The 19,519-nt window shown below is 46.1% G+C and carries 17 protein-coding genes; 9 read left to right on the top strand and 8 right to left on the bottom strand.

All coding sequences use genetic code 11. The features are described 5' to 3' along the window. Positions 1 to 188: 188 nt before the first annotated feature. The 4 genes from BMZ72_RS08520 (at position 189) to BMZ72_RS08505 (ending at position 4,119) form a co-directional block, all read left to right on the top strand. Positions 189 to 1,826 (top strand): acyl-CoA carboxylase subunit beta, encoded by a 1,638-nt coding sequence (locus tag BMZ72_RS08520; protein WP_089807074.1) that lies wholly within the window; start codon positions 189 to 191, stop codon positions 1,824 to 1,826. A gap of 33 nt (positions 1,827 to 1,859) precedes the next feature. After that, positions 1,860 to 2,315 (top strand): ribonuclease HI, encoded by a 456-nt coding sequence (gene rnhA, locus BMZ72_RS08515; protein ID WP_089807072.1) that lies wholly within the window; start codon positions 1,860 to 1,862, stop codon positions 2,313 to 2,315. Positions 2,316 to 2,518: 203 nt separating this feature from the next. Then, positions 2,519 to 3,061, top strand: a complete 543-nt coding sequence (locus tag BMZ72_RS08510) for a YceI family protein (RefSeq protein ID WP_012791291.1) — start codon at positions 2,519 to 2,521, stop codon at positions 3,059 to 3,061. 35 nt (positions 3,062 to 3,096) lie between these two features. Beyond that, complete coding sequence (locus BMZ72_RS08505; RefSeq protein ID WP_089807070.1) at positions 3,097 to 4,119, top strand: LLM class flavin-dependent oxidoreductase; 1,023 nt, start codon at positions 3,097 to 3,099, stop codon at positions 4,117 to 4,119. A gap of 49 nt (positions 4,120 to 4,168) precedes the next feature. Here BMZ72_RS08505 and BMZ72_RS08500 read toward each other — a convergent pair whose 3' ends face one another. Then, on the bottom strand, positions 4,169 to 6,580 hold the full coding sequence (locus BMZ72_RS08500) for an ABC transporter permease (RefSeq protein WP_089807069.1): 2,412 nt from the start codon (positions 6,578 to 6,580) through the stop codon (positions 4,169 to 4,171). A gap of 184 nt (positions 6,581 to 6,764) precedes the next feature. Here BMZ72_RS08500 and BMZ72_RS08495 point away from each other — a divergent pair, with 184 nt between their 5' ends. Then, the gene (locus BMZ72_RS08495) at positions 6,765 to 7,403 is read left to right on the top strand and encodes an START domain-containing protein (protein ID WP_089807067.1); all 639 of its coding nucleotides are present in this window, start codon (positions 6,765 to 6,767) and stop codon (positions 7,401 to 7,403) included. Between the two features lie 122 nt (positions 7,404 to 7,525). Here BMZ72_RS08495 and BMZ72_RS08490 read toward each other — a convergent pair whose 3' ends face one another. The 7 genes from BMZ72_RS08490 to BMZ72_RS08460 form a co-directional block, all read right to left on the bottom strand. After that, on the bottom strand, positions 7,526 to 8,017 hold the full coding sequence (locus tag BMZ72_RS08490) for a hypothetical protein (protein ID WP_089807065.1): 492 nt from the start codon (positions 8,015 to 8,017) through the stop codon (positions 7,526 to 7,528). Between the two features lie 259 nt (positions 8,018 to 8,276). Then, the gene (locus BMZ72_RS08485; RefSeq protein WP_089807063.1) at positions 8,277 to 9,413 is read right to left on the bottom strand and encodes a tetratricopeptide repeat protein; all 1,137 of its coding nucleotides are present in this window, start codon (positions 9,411 to 9,413) and stop codon (positions 8,277 to 8,279) included. Positions 9,414 to 9,431: 18 nt separating this feature from the next. Next, entirely contained in the window at positions 9,432 to 9,869 is a 438-nt protein-coding gene (gene smpB / locus BMZ72_RS08480) for an SsrA-binding protein SmpB (RefSeq protein ID WP_012791298.1), read from the bottom strand. Positions 9,870 to 10,170: 301 nt separating this feature from the next. Further along, positions 10,171 to 11,019 (bottom strand): acetyl-CoA carboxylase, carboxyltransferase subunit beta, encoded by an 849-nt coding sequence (gene accD / locus BMZ72_RS08475; RefSeq protein ID WP_012791299.1) that lies wholly within the window; start codon positions 11,017 to 11,019, stop codon positions 10,171 to 10,173. Between the two features lie 209 nt (positions 11,020 to 11,228). Beyond that, the gene (fbaA, locus tag BMZ72_RS08470) at positions 11,229 to 12,296 is read right to left on the bottom strand and encodes a class II fructose-bisphosphate aldolase (protein WP_012791300.1); all 1,068 of its coding nucleotides are present in this window, start codon (positions 12,294 to 12,296) and stop codon (positions 11,229 to 11,231) included. A 130-nt stretch (positions 12,297 to 12,426) separates the two neighbouring features. Next, positions 12,427 to 13,233: a helical backbone metal receptor gene (locus tag BMZ72_RS08465; protein ID WP_255373141.1), complete on the bottom strand. Its 807-nt coding sequence runs from the start codon at positions 13,231 to 13,233 to the stop codon at positions 12,427 to 12,429. A gap of 8 nt (positions 13,234 to 13,241) precedes the next feature. Next, entirely contained in the window at positions 13,242 to 14,600 is a 1,359-nt protein-coding gene (locus BMZ72_RS08460) for a pyridoxal-phosphate dependent enzyme (RefSeq protein ID WP_089807060.1), read from the bottom strand. Positions 14,601 to 15,081: 481 nt separating this feature from the next. On the opposite strand from BMZ72_RS08460, the gene bioD reads away from it, so the two are divergent. The 4 genes from bioD to rnr are packed head-to-tail and all read left to right on the top strand — an operon-like array spanning position 15,082 to position 19,499. Further along, complete coding sequence (bioD, locus tag BMZ72_RS08455; protein WP_089807058.1) at positions 15,082 to 15,714, top strand: dethiobiotin synthase; 633 nt, start codon at positions 15,082 to 15,084, stop codon at positions 15,712 to 15,714. A gap of 5 nt (positions 15,715 to 15,719) precedes the next feature. After that, a complete protein-coding gene (locus BMZ72_RS08450) occupies positions 15,720 to 16,301 on the top strand; it encodes a 5-formyltetrahydrofolate cyclo-ligase (protein ID WP_177222725.1) in 582 nt (193 codons plus the stop codon). A 1-nt stretch (position 16,302) separates the two neighbouring features. Then, positions 16,303 to 17,370 (top strand): tetraacyldisaccharide 4'-kinase, encoded by a 1,068-nt coding sequence (gene lpxK, locus BMZ72_RS08445; protein ID WP_089807054.1) that lies wholly within the window; start codon positions 16,303 to 16,305, stop codon positions 17,368 to 17,370. A gap of 11 nt (positions 17,371 to 17,381) precedes the next feature. Next, positions 17,382 to 19,499, top strand: a complete 2,118-nt coding sequence (gene rnr, locus BMZ72_RS08440) for a ribonuclease R (RefSeq protein WP_089807052.1) — start codon at positions 17,382 to 17,384, stop codon at positions 19,497 to 19,499. Positions 19,500 to 19,519: the final 20 nt, after the last annotated feature.

Here is a 19,519-nt window from a genome sequence, read left to right as displayed (position 1 = left end):
GTATATTGTATTGCCTTTAAAACGGCCTTGCAGAAGGTGTTTTAAAGGCATTGTTTTTTATTGACAACGTCTAATGACCACCTTTAGACGCTTATCCCCAATTCCTGATTCCTAATTCTTACCGTTTTCTCCGTTTTTCCTTATTTTTAGTTGTGGCCATAAAATAGCCCTGAACCAAAAACAATCATATGGATGCACAGCAACTGGACATGAACCGGAACGAAGATGCGATGCGCAAATCTCTCAGCACGCTCAGACAACGCTTCTCTGTCATCGAACAGGGAGGTGGTAAAAAGAACCTCGAAAAAGTGCGGCAGAGAGGTAAGTTGACCCCCAGAGAACGAATTGCTTATCTGCTGGACAAAGACACCCCTTTTACAGAAATCGGCGCCTTTGCTGCTTATGACATGTACGCTGAACATGGCGGTTGTCCCGCGGCAGGTACTGTCGGTGGTATCGGCTATATCAGCGGCCGTCAGTGTATGATCGTCGCCAACGATATGACAGTGAAAGCCGGCGCCTGGTTCCCGCTGACAGGCAAAAAGAACCTGCGCCTGCAGGAGATCGCTATGGAAAACAGACTGCCTGTGATCTACCTGGTAGATAGTGCAGGGGTATACCTGCCGATGCAGGATGAAATATTCCCGGATAAAGAACATTTTGGCCGCATCTTCCGCAACAATGCACGCATGAGCGCAATGGGCATTACCCAGATCGCCGCTGTCATGGGTAGCTGTGTAGCGGGTGGCGCATACCTTCCTATCATGAGTGATGAAGTGCTCATGGTCAATGGCAATGGTTCCATCTTCCTGGCCGGACCTTACCTCGTAAAAGCAGCTATCGGTGAAACTGTAGATGCTGAAACATTAGGCGGCGCCGTTACCCATACCGAGATCTCCGGTATCGCTGATTATAAATTTGACAGCGATGAGGAATGTCTCGATCAGATTAAAAAGATCGTCGGCAAAATAGGAGACCCTGCCAGTGCCGGTTTTAATAGAGCAGTGCCTGCGCTTCCTGAGAAAGATCCTGCGACACTCTACAGTGTTATTCCGGAAGACAGCACCCGTCCCTATGATATGCTGGAGGTGATCCACCGGTTGGTAGACCGTTCTGAATTTGACCAGTATAAAGAAGATTATGGTAAAACGATCCTCTGCGGATATGCCCGCATCGATGGCTGGGCAGTAGGGATTGTTGCCAATCAGCGGAAGATGGTAAAAAGCAAAAAAGGAGAGATGCAGATGGGCGGTGTTATTTACAATGACAGCGCAGACAAAGCAGCCCGTTTTATCATGAACTGTAACCAGAAAAAGATCCCGCTGGTATTCCTGCAGGATGTAACTGGTTTTATGGTCGGTAGCCGCAGCGAACATGCCGGTATCATTAAAGATGGTGCTAAACTGGTGAATGCCGTGGCCAATTCTGTGGTACCTAAATTCACCGTTATCGTAGGTAACTCTTATGGTGCGGGTAACTACGCCATGTGTGGTAAAGCATATGATCCGCGGTTCATCTATGCATGGCCCAATGCGAAGATCGCTGTAATGGGTGGTGAACAGGCGGCTAAAACACTCCTGCAGATACAGGTCGCTTCACTGAAAGCAAAAGGAGAGGAGATCTCTCCGGAAGAAGAAAGCCGTCTGCTGAATGAGATCACAGAACGTTATAACAGTCAGACGACACCGTATTACGCCGCTGCCCGTTTATGGGTAGACGAGATCATCGATCCGCAGGATACACGTAAAATACTGTCCGAAAGCATTGCTGCTGCGAATAATGCACCTGTAGAAGATAGCTTTAGCCTCGGTGTATTCCAGGTGTAAAAGCATAGCGCTTAATCCTTATCTTTGCCCGCTATGTCAGAAGTTATTATTTACACGGACGGTTCTTCCCGCGGTAACCCAGGCCCTGGTGGCTATGGCGTTGTACTGATGTGGAACAGTGTCCGCAAGGAATTATCACAGGGATATCGCCTCACGACCAACAACCGTATGGAACTGATGGCTGTTATCGTAGCCCTCGAAGCATTGAAGAGAGACGGACTCCAGGTCAGGATCTTTACAGATAGCCAGTATGTGGTCAACAGCGTTGAAAAAGGCTGGCTCTGGGGCTGGGTAAAGACCGGTTTTAAAGACAAGAAGAATAAAGACCTCTGGCAGCGTTTTATTCCTGCTTTTAAAAAGCACCACGTGAAGTTCAACTGGGTAAAAGGGCACTCCACCAATCCATTGAACAACCGCTGCGACGAACTGGCCACACAGGCTGCCGATAGTGGCAACTGGCTGGACGACGTCGGTTTTGAAGGAGAATAGATACAGATACCAATATTTTAAAAAGGGCTTTACACCGTAAGGGGTAAAGCCCTTTTTCATGCATCTATCTAAGGCACTTTAACATTTATTTAATGAAAAATTGAAATTTGTCCACCATTATCTATAATTTATCCACTCGTTATAATTAGAATACATATTACATTTACATCATTATTATTTCAACTGTCTAAAAGGAAAAGATTATGACACACTGGAAGATCGATGAATCACACAGCGAAATTGGATTCAAAGTAAAACACCTGATGATCACAAACGTAAGCGGTTACTTTACGGAGTTTACAGGAAGTGTTAAGACTGAAAGCGCGGATTTTCACGATGCAACAATCACTTTTGAAGCAACAACAGCCAGCATCACTACCAACAACAAACAGAGAGATGAACACCTGAAAGGTGGTGAGTTCTTCGATACAGAACATCATCCAAAGATCTCTTTCGTATCTAAAAAGATCAAAAAAGTAACAGAAGAAGAATATAAGCTGATCGGTGATCTGACTATCAAAGGTCATACGCACAGCATCGAACTGGATGTTTTACGCAACGGTGTTGTGACAGACCCATACGGACAGGAAAAAGAAGGCTTTTCCATCAAAGGCCGCCTGCACCGCGCAGACTACGGACTGCGTTGGAATGCAGCTACAGAAGCAGGTAGCATCGTACTGAGCGATGAAGTGAAACTGCTGATGGAAGTGCAGCTGGTAAAAGAATCTGTGCCTGTATTGGCATAAGCAGCTGCCCGGGACAGTAAACCCTTCATTGATATATGGAAATTGGAATTGACAGCTTTGCGGCGAGGTTTAGTGATAATGCGGCCGCCGCATTGAGTGACAGGGATGCTATGCTCCAGTTACTCGAGCGAATGGAACACGCAGACCGATCGGATCTTGACGTATTTGGCATCGGTGAACATCACCGTAAGGGCTTCCTGGATTCGGCGCCTACGCATATTCTTGCGGCAGCAGCTTCCCGGACTAAAAAGATCAAACTGGCCAGTGCTGTAACAGTACTGAGCGCAATGGATCCGGTACGTGCATTTCAGAACTTTGCCACCCTTGACCTGATCTCCGATGGTCGTGCAGAAATGGTTGTAGGTCGTGGCTCATTCACAGATGCTTTCCCGTTATTCGGATTCAACCTGAACGATTACGATGACCTGTTTTCGGAGAAACTGGACCTTTTACTGGAAATTCGTGACAAGGAATTCGTGACCTGGTCAGGTAAGTTCAGACCAGCGATGAAAAATCAACCCGTATACCCACGCCCATTGCAGGAAAAACTCCCTATATGGCTCGGAGTAGGCGGTACGCCACAGTCTTTTGTGCGCGCAGGTGCATTAGGCTTACCACTGATGGTGGCGATCATAGGAGGAGAGACACATCGTTTCCGTCCGCTGATCGATCTCTATCGTGAAGCCGGAAGACGTGCAGGACATGCGCCTGAAACACTCACCGTTGGTTTACACTCGCTTGGATACGTTGCAGAAACAACAGAAAAAGCAATAGAAGATTTTTATCCGGGCTATGCCGCCAGTATGACGAAAGTAGGTAAAGAAAGAGGCTGGCCACCGGTAACAAAACAACATTTCCTCGCCCAGAATGGCCCTACAGGCGCCCTGCTGGTAGGAAGTGCAGAAGAAGTAGCAGAAAAGATAGTGCGTCACGCGAACGCACTGGGAGGTGTCTCAAGACTGACCTTCCAGATGGATTCCGCGGAAGTACCACATGACAAACTGATGAACGCAATTGATCTGATAGGTAACAAAGTCAAGCCTTTGGTAAACGCATAATGCCACAAGAGGCGTTCGCTTACAGCGGACGCCTCTTTTATTTTGATCATTATTCTGCCTTCAGATGTTTCACCGGATTACTCAATGCCGCCCTTATTGCCTGATAACTCACCGTCAGAAATGCAGCGACCAGTGCAAAGCCTCCGGCAACTGCAAACATCCACCCACTCACAGGAATATGATAAGCAAAACCACTTAACCATTTATCCATCGCCCACCAGGCCAGCGGACAGGAAACCAGTACCGCAATCAGCACCAGTTTGATGAAATCGCGTGATAGTAATAACGCCACATACGCAGAAGATGCCCCCAGCACTTTCCGTATACTGATCTCCTTCTTTCTTAATTGCGCACTATAGGCCGACAGACCAAACAATCCCATACAGGAAATGAAGATGGCAAATGCCGCAAATGTCCGGAAGATGCTGCTCATCTGATTCTCGGAAGCATACAGCCGGTTGAGTTTATCGTCAATAAAAGTATAGGTAAATGTACCTCCAGGTGTCAGTGTCGTAATACGTTCCTTCATGTAGGTCAGCGCCGCTGGAATATGTCCTGGCCTGATCTTTAATAACAGATAGTTCGCACGATAAGGGTCATATTTTATCACCAGCGGATCTACAGGCGTATGCAACGATGCAAAATTGAAATTCTTCACCACACCGACTACCGTACCCGTATCTCCGTCTGCCACAAAGAGGTGCCCCACAGGGGATGTAAGATGATATGCCTTTACCGCAGATTCATTAATGATAAACTCCTTCTGTTTGATATCCGGCATCTGATTATAGAAATTCCGGCCTTCTACTAATGGGATCTGAAGGGTAGGTAAAAACCTTTCATCCGACCACATAATACGACTGTTATCAAATTCTTCTTTGTCGGTAGCAGACAATGGCTGAAAGGGCTGGGAGCTGAATCTGTCTCCCGGTAGCGTCGATACAATGGAGAAGTCGGCAATATCAGGGGAGCGTTTGATATCATCGATCAGTGAGCCGAAATGTTTCCACATAGGTCCGTATATGGTAATACCAGCCACCTGTTCCCTGTCAAAACCCAGGTCTTTGTTATGAAAATACCTGATCTGACGATAGATGATCATTGTGCTGATGATCATAAAAACAGATACGACAAACTGGAAAATAACCATCCCTTTTCTGACATTGTCCACCCGTGTACCAGGCATGTTTTTACTCCGCAATGCCTTCACCGGATGGAAATGCGCTACATGCCATGCAGGGTATCCTCCCGCCAGCAAAGCAATAAATATGATCAGTAACAACGTGATGCCTAATCCGGAAGGCGTAAAGGCCTGATGCATATAAAAAGGCCGTTCCGCAATACTGTTATAAAAAGGAATGGCTGCTTTGAACAATAAAAAGGCCAGTACGGTGGCAAATAAGGTAGTAAGCAGTGATTCTCCCAGGAATTGTGCAACCACCTGACGGTAAGTAGCACCGATTACTTTACGCATACCTATTTCCCGCATTCTGCCGAATGCCTGTGCTGTATACAGGTTGATAAAATTGACAGCAGCCACTAACAGGATGAACAATGCAGCCAGCGAGAATATCTTTACATAAGTGATGTCACTGTTGGGATACATTTCTTTCTCCAGGCGGGAGTACAGGTGAATGCTGGTAATAGGCTGAATGTTTATCTCACGGTCGGCTAAGATCTGTTCACGGGTGGTATTGCTCTCTTCATAGAACTTTGCCGTAAAGTCTTTGAGACCGGCTTCCACCTGCTTTGCAGCATTGGGCTTGTCCAGCAGTATATAGGTATAGAAACCATTCCAGGTCTTGTTCGCCAGTGAACGTTCATCCAGGAAATGATGGATGGTAGACATAGACAGGAGATAGTCAAACCGGAGGTGCGTAGGGAAATTGTATTCACGGATCACACCGGTAACCTTGAGAGAGATATTATTTACATCATCCTGTAAGATCTTTCCCAGCGGGTCAGCTTCGCCAAAGTATTTATGGGCCATTTTGTCTGTGAGAATAATGGAGCCCGGTGTGTTTAATGCGGTGTTCCTGTCGCCGGACAGAAAATCAATATCAAATACATCTGTGGCAGTCGGGTCGGCAAAGAAGCCGCCTTTCTCTTCAAATTTTATCAGACTCCCATCTGCACCGGTATAGCTCAGCACCTGGAAAGGATAGGGTCTGTGAAAGCTGACGGTCTTTTCTACCTGTGGGAAGAACTGTTTGAAGGCATCCGCTGTAGTGGGGGCAGTGGCAGCCCAGCTACGGGCATTGTCGCCCTTACCGGTCTGGGTAACACGATAAATACGGTCCGCCTTTGTAAACCCCTTATCATAACTGAGTTCCTGCCTTACATGAAATATGATCAGCAGGGCACAGGCCACACCCAGGGCCAGTCCGGTAATATTAATAACTGAGAAAAGCTTATTCTTCCAAAGGTTTCTCAGTGCTATTTTAAGGTAACTTCTAAACATATGCTACAATGAATATACTATTCCTCAGCTAAGTAAGTGCCGGAATATTAAATAGCTCATAACCAGTAGTTTAATGTTTTCCGGAAGAACCAAAATGTCCGTTTTTAATACAATATCCGTTCACTTTTATATAATCTCGATGTAGTTCGGTAGTTTTGTAACGGATTTCAACCTATAGACGAACATGAAGAACTTATTGATAACCGGACTGGCTCTGTTATTTAGCCTGATGAGCTATAGCCAGAATACCTGGACGCTTAAGCATGATAAAGACGGAATTAAGATCTATACCAAGACGATAGAGAATTCCGATTACAAGGGCATCAAAGTAAAATGTTCATTGCCAGCTACTTTGACCCAGTTTACCGCCGTCATTATGGATGTCAACACCGCAGGAGAGTGGTTGTATGCTACTAAATCAAGTACGCTGCTGAAACAGGTATCTCCGGCGGAAGTATACTATTATTCAGAGGTCAGCCTGCCATGGCCACTCAATAACAGGGATTTCATCTGTCACCTGCATGCCAGTCAGGACCCTCATACCAGGGTTGTGACCATCGACGGACCGGTAGTACCTGATTATATGCCAGCTAAAAACGGGATCGTACGTGTGACGCAGTCCTCCGGTAAATGGATCATTACACCTAATGGCGGTAATGTAGATATTGAGTACACCCTGGAAGCAAACCCCGGTGGTAACCTGCCTGCCTGGCTGGTGAACCTGTTCGTAACGAAAGGCCCAATGGAGTCCTTTAAGAAACTGAAAGAGCAGGTGAACAAACCTCAGTATAAAAAGATACAGTATTCGTTCATGAAGAACTGAGCATGCATAAGACATTGAAAGGCCTTTCGCTGACAGCGGATATTATATAATTGGGTCAGTTAAGCGATAAAAAGCAAAGGGGAAGCAATATTGCTTCCCCTTTGCTTTTTATCGTAAAAATATTATTCATATTTCTTTCCTTCCACACGGCCCACATAAGTGCCCTGTATAGGTCTGCCCGCTACAGTGATATTGAATTTGATCGTATAGATCTCGTTATTTCTGTTTACGTTCAGGGTACCTGCTGAAAGGTTTGTAATCTCTGTTCCTTCGCCGTATACACCGCTGGCAGTATATCTTACATATGATCCGAAGAAATTCTTCTTTTTATCATAGTTGATGTTACTGCGTCCCATGTAGGTAAAGGTATCTGAGAAGTACAGGCTATCCACAGAGATCTGTACAGAATTCTCAATATACTCCGGCGCCTGTGGCTTATTCGTGATCACCAGACCATCCCTGCCCGTCCAGTAGGCATAATCAGCCGCATAGGTTTTACCCTCGATGGTATAGGAACCACCGATCGCCGCAGGGTTGGTATCATTCTTATCATCTTTTTTACAAGCTACCGTGAAGGCGGTAACAGCAAACAGTAATACAGCGAGTTTTTTCATAGGTTATATGGTTTTACGTCTGTTTTGTATGACAGACCAGTTTTGCGGTGCAAATATATCGTTTTATTTAATATAAAGGTAGTAGGTTTTCAAACCATCTGTTGATAGAGGGGCATTTCGGTTTTATAGAAACGGGATGAAATAAAAGAGGCTGTCAAAAGTATTGAGCAGCCTCCTTTCATTTAGGTGCCTGATGGAATCAGGTAGTTATTTAAGCAATTCTGAGAACGTTCATTTATTTTGATACACCCTCTTTTATTTACATATTGTTATACAACTGCTGCATTTCACTCGTCATCTGATCATAGATCGGCTTTGTGAACTGCATAAACAGTTCCTGTGGCGGTGGAGGGGCAATGTCCTCACCACCCATCAGGCTTTTATCCTGGTCGCTGAGTGCGCGTTCATCTCCTTTATAAAATCCCCACTGATTTACCCAGGTAAAGCTACCCGGCAGTCTGTCTGTACGGATGATATTTCCGTTAACCGCGTCCAGCAGCTGGTAGTCCAGCACACCTTTAGAGATCACGGTTGCCTTGTTCACGTATACTTTAGCTTTGACGGTCGCGTAACGTTTGATCGTTTCTTTGCCGGTACTGTCTTTCACGGTAGATACAACAATCTCTTTGGAAACCTCCCTTTCGGAGCGGTCTACATAAGTCTGACCCACCACAAAATCATAGAAACGCATTTCCAGGAACTGGTCAGGCTGTATCCTGTTGGCCTGGGCGATACGCTCGTCAGTGAATTGTACAAAGCGGTTGATATTACGTTGCTGGAGGTTTTTGATCAGTATTTCTCTGAACTGGTCAGCGCTGAACTGATAATAGGGAGAGCGTACATCGATCTGTCTTATTACTACATTGACGGTTCCTCTTGCAAAGGCTTCGTCTCTGAGCTGTGCTGCATTGCGGTAATTCGGGATGAGGCTCAGGGCTGCCTGAAACTCATCAAATGCCTGTCTGGCCGCGGCTTTATCTCCCTGATCGAGGAGGGAAGCGCCCCGGTCATATCTTACCTGCGCCGCATTTTCCTGGGCGCCGGTAATAGCGTTGCGATAATCTTTAGGTTTAACGACAGCCAGTGCAGCAGGGCAGGACTGTATCGCATCATACAACCGCTGGAGGTTACGGTATTCGTTGCGTACATACTCCCATTTCAGCTGGTCGTTGGAGCTCAGGAAACCGGTGACTTTGTCTTCATGAAGACGTTTGGCCTGTGCATAGGCATCCGGAAGCAGTTGTAATGAGGTGGTGTTTGTAGGTTTCTTCTGTAGTTTTTTGACAAATACAAGAACGGCTTCATCATACCGTCCTTTATTGTACAATTTCTCCCCGTTTTTACAGGAGAGGATAAATAGGATAGGTGCTATCAGCCACCAGAAACGGTTTTGCATATAATCGGTAGTGTATTTTTATTTCAGGAATCTTCTGATCTCCCTGTCCGTTTCGCGTTGCTTGATGCTATCCCGTTTGTCGTGCAGCTTTTTACCTTTACCCAGTCCGATTTCGATCTTAGCCAGGCTTTTGTCGGTAATAAAGATGCGCAGGGGGATAATGCTGTAGCCTCTTTCCTTGATCTTGTTCTCAAGTTTTCTAAGTTCCCGCTTGGTCAGCAGTAACTTACGTTCACGAAGGGGATCATGATTAGAATATGTGCCGTGTGTATATTCAGATATATGCAGGCTTTTAACAAACAACTCTCCTTTGGAAAAATAGCAGAATGAATCGTTGAAGCTCACGCGGCTACCACGGATCGATTTGATTTCCGTACCTGTCAACACCATGCCGGCAATATACTTGTCCTCTATTGCGTACTCGAAATATGCCGATCTGTTCTTGAGTTCTGCCATGGAAAAACAATTAGGAATTAGGAGTTAAGAATTAAGAATTGAGCCGAAATAATTGGCTCAAATGATATTCCTGGCATCCTAAATCATTAAAAAAAATTAAGAATTAACAATTAGGGATTAAGAATTGGGCGGTGTGAATTGGCGCAATTGTAAGTCCTTTATCTTTGTAATTCTGTTTTGTGGTTAATAATGAATGAATTTATACTTATAAAATTAGGAATTAAGAACCAAGGGTTAAGAAATTTGCTTTAGCAACAATTCTTAATTCTTAATTCCTAATTCCTAATTGAGATTCTTGTGCTTAGTTCTTAAATAACTCTAACAATACCGCCAGACGTTGTTTCATCTCCTTACGGTCGATGATCAGATCCAGGAAACCGTGTTCCAGCAGGAACTCAGCGCTCTGGAAACCTTCTGGCAGGTCTTTCTTGATAGTTTCTTTAATAACGCGCGGACCGGCGAAACCGATCAGTGCTTTTGGCTCCGCAATGTTCAGATCACCCAGCATTGCAAAGGAAGCTGTTACACCACCTGTGGTTGGATCTGTCATCAGGGAGATATAAGGCAGCTTAGCTTCGGCCAGCTGCGTCAGTTTTGCGGAAGTTTTAGCCATCTGCATCAGGGAAAAGGCGCTTTCCATCATACGGGCGCCACCTGATTTGGAAATAACCATTAGCGGCATCTTGTTCGCGATACAGTAATCAATGGAGCGGGCGATCTTTTCACCTACCACTGAACCCATAGAACCACCGATGAAGGCGAAGTCCATACAAGCCACTACCAGGTTGTTACCTAATACCTGACCTGCACCTACGCGCATGGCATCTTTCAGACCGGATTTCTTCTGAGCCTCAACGAGTCTTGCACCGTAAGGTTTCAGATCCTTGAATCCGAGGAAGTCTTTCGGATAGATATTATCAAACAGCTCTTCGAATTCATTGTTGTCAAATAGAATTTCGAAATACTCTGCCGAATTGATGCGATTGTGGTAATTACACTTGTCGCATACATAAAAGTGCTCTTTCAGATCTTTTACTGTAGAGGTTTTTTTGCAGCTAGGACATTTGTGCCACAACCCATCCGGCGCTTCTTTCTTCTCACTTGTAGACGTTTGAATGCCTTGTTTAATGCGCTTAAACCAGCTTGACATATTGTGCTATTAGGTTACAAAATAGTTGTGCAAGATACAAATTATATTAACTTCCAAAGTATGCGAACTGTAGAATTATAATTAAAGTATCTGGCTACCAATAATTTGATAGGAAAGATATATATATAACTGCTATAATAAAAATACATTTACAAAAAAATCCTCAGGAATGACTTCCTGAGGATTCATAACTTGTCCCGCTTCGGGAATTACGCGTTTCTGTTTACGCAATTCAGGTCAGCGAATGCTTCTTCCAGGCGCTTAACGAAGGTTTCTTCACCTTTACGCAGCCAAACGCGAGGATCGTAGTATTTTTTGTTTGGCTTATCTGCACCCTCTGGGTTACCCAGCTGAGCCTGCAGATAATCTTTCTTCGCTTCGTAGAAATCATGGATACCTTCCCAGAATGCCCACTGCATATCTGTATCCAGGTTCATTTTGATTACACCATAACCCAGAGATTCAGCGATCTGGTGTTTTGGAGAACCGGAACCACCATGGAATACATAGTAGATTGGTTTTGGAGCAGTACCGAGTTTCTGCTGTACAAATTCCTGGCTGTTGTGCAGGATCACAGGACGCAGCTCAACGTTACCCGGGCTATAAACACCGTGTACGTTACCGAAAGCAGCTGCTACAGTGAAACGGCTACCTACTTTAGACAGGTTTTCGTAAGCATAGAACACTTCTTCTGGCTGAGTGTACAGTTTGTCGTTCTCAACACCTGAGTTGTCAACACCATCTTCTTCACCACCAGTTACGCCCAGTTCAATTTCGATGGACATACCCAGTTTGTTCATTCTTTCGAAATATTTAACGGAAGTCTCGATATTCTCGTGAATTGGCTCTTCGGAGAGGTCCAGCATGTGGGAACTGAACAGTGGCTGACCAGTCTGTTTCATGAATACTTCACCCGCATCCAGCAAACCGTCGATCCATGGTAACCATTTTTTAGCAGCGTGGTCAGTGTGCAGCACTACTGGTACGCCGTAGTATTTAGCTACTTCGTGTACGTGTTTTGCACCAGAGATCGCGCCTGCAATATTTGCCTGCAGTTTGTCATTCGGCATTCCCTTACCGGCAAAGAACTGTGCACCGCCATTGGAGAACTGAATAATAACAGGTGAATTTACTTTGGCAGCGGTTTCCAGTACTGCGTTTACGGAATTGGTACCCACTACGTTAACAGCAGGCATTGCGAATGCATTAGTCTTGGCATCATTGTACAGCGCTTCCAGCTCTTCGCCGAATAACACGCCAGCTCTGTATTTTCCCATAGCTTTCGGATTGTTTTACATTTAAGGATGGCAAATATAAGTACTAAAGATTAACTATTATAGCACAATTACGAATTATCAATAACGAATTACGAATTAAAATGCCATTTTTCTCGTAATTTTTTATTATTTACTGACAATTATACAATAGTTTCCATAATTCCTGCATGTATTCCGCGGCTTTTCCCAGCCGGCTGCCATACCAGGAAAACATTTCTCCATCCACCAGCAGGATACGTGCACCCGGAGCTATCGCCGCCAGTTCCGCAATATGTTTCTCTTTAAAAGGATAAGGCTCCGAGGATAATAATATTACCTGACAATCGGATGATAATAGCTGTCCGGCGTCCACTTCCGGATACCTTGAAATTTCCCCAAATACATTTTCCAGTCCGCAATAAACCGTCATCAGGTGATGTATAAAGGTATCGCCTCCGGCAACCATCCAGGGATTGCGCCAGATAAAATAGGCTGTCCGCAGTTTTTTGCCCTGATGTGTACTTTTCTGCAAATCACTGAATCTGAGGATGATATCATTCGTTATTTGCAAAGCCTGTTCATGTCTTCCGGTAATTTTCCCAATATTTGATATCATCGCCAGGGCATCATCCAACGTTTGAATATCGCTGACCCAGACAGGCACCCGCTCCATCAGATAATGGATATCAGCGGCCGTATTCTCCTCCTTATTTGCAATCACCAGGTCTGGTTTCAGGGCCAGGATCTCTTCCAGATGGAGTTGTTTTGTGCCACCTATCCGCTGCTTTTGCCGGAACCATTCCTCCGGGTGTACACAGAATTTTGTGATGCCCACCACCTCTTCATCTAGTCCGAGGTCGTATAATAATTCCGTCTGCGAAGGCACAACCGATATAATACGACGGGGCGGGAAGGGTATTACCACTTCCCGCCCCAGCTGGTCTGTATATGTATTCATCTCCTGCATCAGCTACCCAATGCCTGGATGATGTCGTACTTCGTAACAATATGCGGTTTGCCGCTTTCATCTTTGCTGATCACCGCTCCGTTTTCCTTATTGATATAAGCAGATAGTTTTTCTATCGGCATATCCATACTTACCTCCGGAAAAGCGGTCTGCATCACCTGTTTGATCTGTGCATCCTTCAGGTTCGCATCATCGATCAGGCGGTTGAAAAGACCACCTTCTGAAATGGCGCCAACGATCTCATTATTATGTAACACCGGCAGGTGTTCGATATCAAACTTCTTCATTTTGATGATCGCATCGCTTACCTTCTCTTCCTGGCTGATAGTCACCAGTGGCTGGTTACGGCGGCTGTTCACCACATCCTTTACCGTTTTTACATCCAGGAAACCGCGTTCCATCATCCATTGGTCATTATATACCTTACCTACATAACGGCTGCCGTGGTCATGGAAAATGACCACTACCACATCTGTAGGTTTCAGTCGGCTCTTCAGCTGTATCAGTCCTGACAAGGCAGAACCGGCAGAGTAGCCGACGAAAATGCCTTCTTCTTTTGTAATACGGCGGGCCATTACGGCGCCGTCCTTATCTGTCACCTTTTCGAAATGATCGATCAGGCTCATGTCATAGTTCTGCGGCACGAAATCTTCCCCGATACCCTCCGTGATATAAGGATATACCTCGCTCATATCGAGTTCGCCGGTTTCGTGATATTTCTTCAGCAGAGAACCATAACTATCTATCGCCCAGACCTGTATGTCCGGATTTTTCTCTTTCAGGAACTTGCCCGCACCGGTAATAGTGCCACCTGTACCCGTAGCAACGACCAGGTGAGTGATCTTACCATCTGTCTGATCCCAGATCTCCGGACCGGTCTGCTCATAGTGTGCATCGCGATTGGCCAGGTTGTCATACTGATTCACATAAAATGAATTCGGGATTTCGGTGGACAGTCTGCGGGATACAGAATAATAGGAACGCGGATCATCCGGTTCCACATTCGTCGGACAAACGATCACTTCAGCGCCAACGGCCTTCAGGATGTCTACTTTTTCCTTCGACTGTTTATCTGTTGTTGTAAAAATACATTTGTACCCTTTGATCACGGCTGCCAGTGCGAGGCCCATACCGGTATTGCCGGAAGTACCTTCGATAATGGTGCCGCCGGGTTTCAGCAGACCTTGTTTTTCTGCTTCTTCTACCATTTTTATGGCCATGCGGTCTTTAATAGAGTTGCCGGGGTTAAAGAACTCAACTTTCGCGAATACCGGGCATGGGAGGCCGGCCGTTACGCGGTGCAGTTTCACAAGTGGAGTGTTGCCGATCGTTTCGAGGATGCTGTTGCAAAATTTCATATAGATCTTGTTGGACAGTAGCGAATGTAAGGAATTTCCCTTTTTCAGGATCGGGATGCCCGGGGGGATAAATGGACTGGTTCGCCGGAGATGCGTCGTGTATGCGTCGTATATGCGTCGTGTATGAAGCATGTATGCGTTATGTCTGGGTTTATTTTCCGGGATAGGGGTGATTCCTGACGAATTGCATCCATACTGTTCTTAATATTTGCTGTATATTATTGATTACCAGTATATAAGATGTAGATAACCCGTATATAAGCCGTAGATAATCCGTACCTGTAAGAATGGAGTATATACGGGTTATCTACGAATTATCTACAGCTTATCTATGAATCATCGTAAATACGCAGATATTATTAAGAGGGTTACCTTTTACATATTTCAGGTATTAAGAGTGGAAAGCCCAAAACTGAAACCAATCCCCGAAGGTTTCTGACAGAGGAACAACCTAATACCTATTATACTATCTTTGCATGTCATGAGTCAGCGGATATTTATTACCGGTATAGGGACCGGGGTAGGGAAAACAGTGACCTCCGCCTGTGTAGTGGAAGCACTACAGGCAGATTACTGGAAACCAATACAGAGTGGGTTATCAGAAGGGACGGATACTGATACGGTGAAAAGTCTGATATCCAATCCTGTGACCGTGTGTCACCCGGAAGCTTATCGACTGGAAGCCCCGGCTTCGCCACACCTGGCGGCCAGAATGGAAAACATTCAGATCGACGTGGACAGTGTGGTGGCACAGGCAGGGGGAATGCAGCCTTCCGGCCGACCTTTGGTGATTGAAGGCGCCGGCGGACTGATGGTACCGTTAACAGAGCAGATCTTTACTATCGACTTTATAGCGCAACTAAAAGCCAGCGTCATTATTGTGAGCCAGAATTATCTGGGGAGTATTAACCACGCATTACTGACGGCACAGGTACTAAAACAACGCGGTATCCCTGTTTTGGGGTGGATCTTCAGTGGAGAATATCATACCAATGAGACGGAGGTTGTGGGATGGAGCGGATATCCGCTTTTGGGAAGGATCCCTCACACTGCACTGGTTGACAGGGCATTTGTGAAGGAACAGGCAGAAAAGCTATCTTTGGGGCAATTCTGATCCACTTGTTAACAAAAAAGGATATACGAAAGGAATACCTGGAAAAACGTTTGAATCTTCCGGACGATGTGATTGCCACCCTTAACCGGGAGTTACTGCAACAATGCCGGCTGCTGGATTACAGCAATTTCAGCATGGCACACATTTTTCTTCCCATCACTGAAAAGAAAGAAGCGGACACACACGCACTGGTGGACTGGGCCAGGGAGGCTTATCCTGCTTTGCAATGGGCATTGTCCAGATCGGATATGCGTAATGCAACCATGGAGCACTTCCTCTGGAAACCGGATACGGTGCTGGTAAAGAACGCTTACGGGATACCTGAACCTGCCGGAGGCATTACATTGCTGCCTGCCGAAATGGACCTGGTATTCGTTCCTATGCTCGCTTTCGATAAAAAAGGACAGCGGGTCGGATACGGAAAAGGGATGTACGACCGTTTCCTGAAACAATGTTCGCCAACGGTGACTACTATCGGATTATCATTATTCGAACCAGTGGAGGCCATTGCCGATGCCGGCGAAAACGACGTTCCGCTGGATATGGTCGTGACGCCGCAAACAATTTACTATTTCAAAAAGAGCTAAAATGCTGAAACACCTGAAAGTCTTATTATACCCCTTTTCACTGCTGTATGGACTGGTAATGTGGGTACGTAACCGCTTGTACGACAGTAATATGCTGACGGCGGTGGAGTTTGACCTGCCTGTGATAGCAGTGGGCAACCTGTCCGTAGGCGGTACGGGTAAGACCCCTCATGTGGAGTACCTCATTAAGCTCTTGAAAGATAATCACCAGGTAGCCACCCTCAGCCGGGGATACAACCGGCGTACCAGCGGTTACCTGCTGGCCGATACGACCAGTACCGCCGCTCAGCTGGGAGACGAACCGATGCAGTTCCATCAGAAGTTTCCCGAAATAGCGGTCTGCGTAGGCGAAGAACGCATGCTGGCCATACCCCAGCTGCTGGGTGAACGGCCCGAAACACAGGTTATATTGCTGGACGATGCCTTCCAGCACCGTTCCGTAAAACCAGGTCAGAACATCCTGATCACCGAATACGGCCGCCGTTTCACCAAAGACCATGTAGTACCTTTTGGTCGCCTCCGCGAAGGCCGCAAGGGCTATGAAAGGGCCAATTGTATCATTGTATCCAAGTGCCCGCCGCAACTGTCCGATACCGAGAAAGCCGCCATCCGGCAGGAGATCGCTCCTCTGCCACATCAGCAACTGTTTTTTACTTCTCTGACCTATGGCGACTTATATGATATGTTCAGCGGCACACCGGTAGTAGCACCTGCCGATACCACCATACTGCTCGTTTGCGGTATCGCAAGACCGGAACCCCTTTTACAGCGATTGAAAGAAAGCTATAAAAGCGTGTTTCTGCTCTCTTTCCCGGATCACTATTACTATTCCGTCCCTGATCTGGAGAAAATACACCGGGAACTGGACAACCTGCCCGGTAGCAATAAACTGGTGGTTACAACTGAAAAAGACGCTGTCAGACTACAACTGCTCTCAGAACAGCTGCGTCCTTTGAATTTACCCATCGCCGTTATGCCGGTGGAAATATCTTTCCTCTTCGGGGAAGGAGATTCATTTAATAATTATATTTTTACTTACGTGGATCAGTTTGGAAGTAACCATGATTAAACGTTACGAGAATGACAAAAAAGAAAAAACCTCAAAAACACAGTAGCCAGAAGAAAACCTTCAGGGGTACTGTTCAGATAACCCGCTCCGGGATGTCCTTTGTAATTATCGAAGGACAGGAGAAGGATGTAATGGTCCGCCAGAAAAATCTCAACACCGCGCTTGATGGAGATGAAGTGCTTGTCGATGTGATCAAACAGGGCAAGAACGAAGGCCGTATGGAAGGTGTGATAACGGAGATCATTAAACGTAAAAAGATCGAATTCACCGGTAGTCTGCAGGTCAACAAAGGCTTTGCTTTCCTGATACCGGAAAAAGGGCTGTTCATGCCCGATATATATATTCCGGCCAATTCCCTGAAGGATGCGAAGAACGGTGATAAAGCCGTAGTACGTGTGGTGGCCTGGGGCGAAAAGACCCGCAAGCCGGTAGGGGAAGTCGTGGAAGTGCTGGATGCCAGCAACACCAATGACCTGGCCATGAAGGAGATCCTGATCGAAAGCGGATTCCCGCTGAGCTTCCCGGACGAAGTGCTGAAAGAGCTGAATGAGATCAAAGAGAACATCGATGCGGAAGAAGTGAAGAAACGTAAGGACTTCCGTAAGGTACTCACCTTTACCATTGACCCGGTAGACGCGAAGGACTTTGATGACGCCATCTCTATCCGTAAACTCCGTGGCAACTGGTATGAAGTAGGGGTACACATCGCTGATGTCAGCCATTATGTACAGCCGGATACCGCCCTCGATAAAGAGGCCGATAAACGTGCTACCTCTGTTTACCTGCCAGACCGTGTACTGCCGATGTTGCCTGAAAAGATCTCCAATGAGCTCTGTTCCCTGCGTCCGCATGAAGATAAACTGACTTTCTCTGCTGTCTTCAAGATGAATGAGAAGGGAGAGATCAAGGAACACTGGATTGGCCGTACCGTGATCCATTCCGATCACCGTTTTACATACGAACAGGTACAGGAGGTCATCGAAACAGGAGAGGGACCTTATAAGGATGAGGTACTGTTGCTGAATACGATCTCCCAGACCCTGCGCAAGCTGCGTTTTGAGAATGGCGCGATCAATTTCTCTTCCCAGGAAGTACGTTTCCAGCTGGACGAAAACGCGAAGCCGATAGGCATTGTGATCAAAGAAAGCAAGGAAGCGCACCAGCTGATCGAGGAACTGATGTTGCTTGCTAACAGAACTGTTGCGGAATACGTATATAATATCCGTATCGGTACCAACCAGCACGTACCATTCCCATACCGTGTGCACGATACGCCGGATGAAGAAAAACTGAAAATGTTCTCCGCTTTTGCCCGCAAATTTGGTCACAGGCTGGAAGTCGATAATCTGGAGAAACTGGCCCGCTCCTTCAACGAAATGTTGCAGCTGGCCCATGGTAAACCGGAACAGCATGTACTGGAGACCCTGGGTATCCGTACAATGGCGAAAGCTGCTTATACGACAGATGATATTGGTCACTACGGACTGGGCTTCGAACACTATTGTCACTTTACTTCACCTATCCGCCGTTATCCGGACGTACTGGTACATCGTGTATTGCAGCAATGCCTGTCCCACGATATCCATCCGGACAAGCAGATGGAAAAGAAATGTAAGCACTCCTCCGAAATGGAACGTAAGGCCATGGAAGCGGAAAGAGCGGCTAACAAATACAAACAGGTGGAATACATGCAGCAGTACATCGGAGAGGAGTTCGACGGTGTGGTAAGCGGTGTGGCTCACTTTGGTTTCTGGGTGGAAACGGTAGATACCAAATGTGAAGGACTGGTAAGCATTCACAGTATGACCACTAAAGACGAGTTTGTCTACGATGAGAACGAATATTCTCTGGTAGGTTCCTTTACCGGTAAAAAGATCCGTATAGGTGATAAAGTAAGGATACAGGTAGTAGCCGCCAATCTGGTGAAACGCCAGCTGGACTATGACCTGGTAGAGCCAGAAGGCAGTGCGGATGATATATTCGCTGGTGGAAGAGTAAGGTCTGCCCGTAAACCGGCTACAGACAAGAAATCGTCCAGAGCGCCAAAAGGCAAAAAGAAAGAAACTACTTCGAAGAAGAAACCGGCATCCGGAAAGAAGCCGGGAGCCTCTTCCCGTAAAAAGTCATAATTTATATAACTTAGAGCCGT

Origin of the sequence: Chitinophaga sp. YR627 (assembly GCF_900114995.1) — a bacterium.
In the GTDB taxonomy this organism is placed as follows: Bacteria; Bacteroidota; Bacteroidia; order Chitinophagales; family Chitinophagaceae; genus Chitinophaga.
The sequence above is the reverse complement of the archived record's forward strand: the minus strand, read 5'-3'. Positions and strand labels throughout refer to the sequence as shown.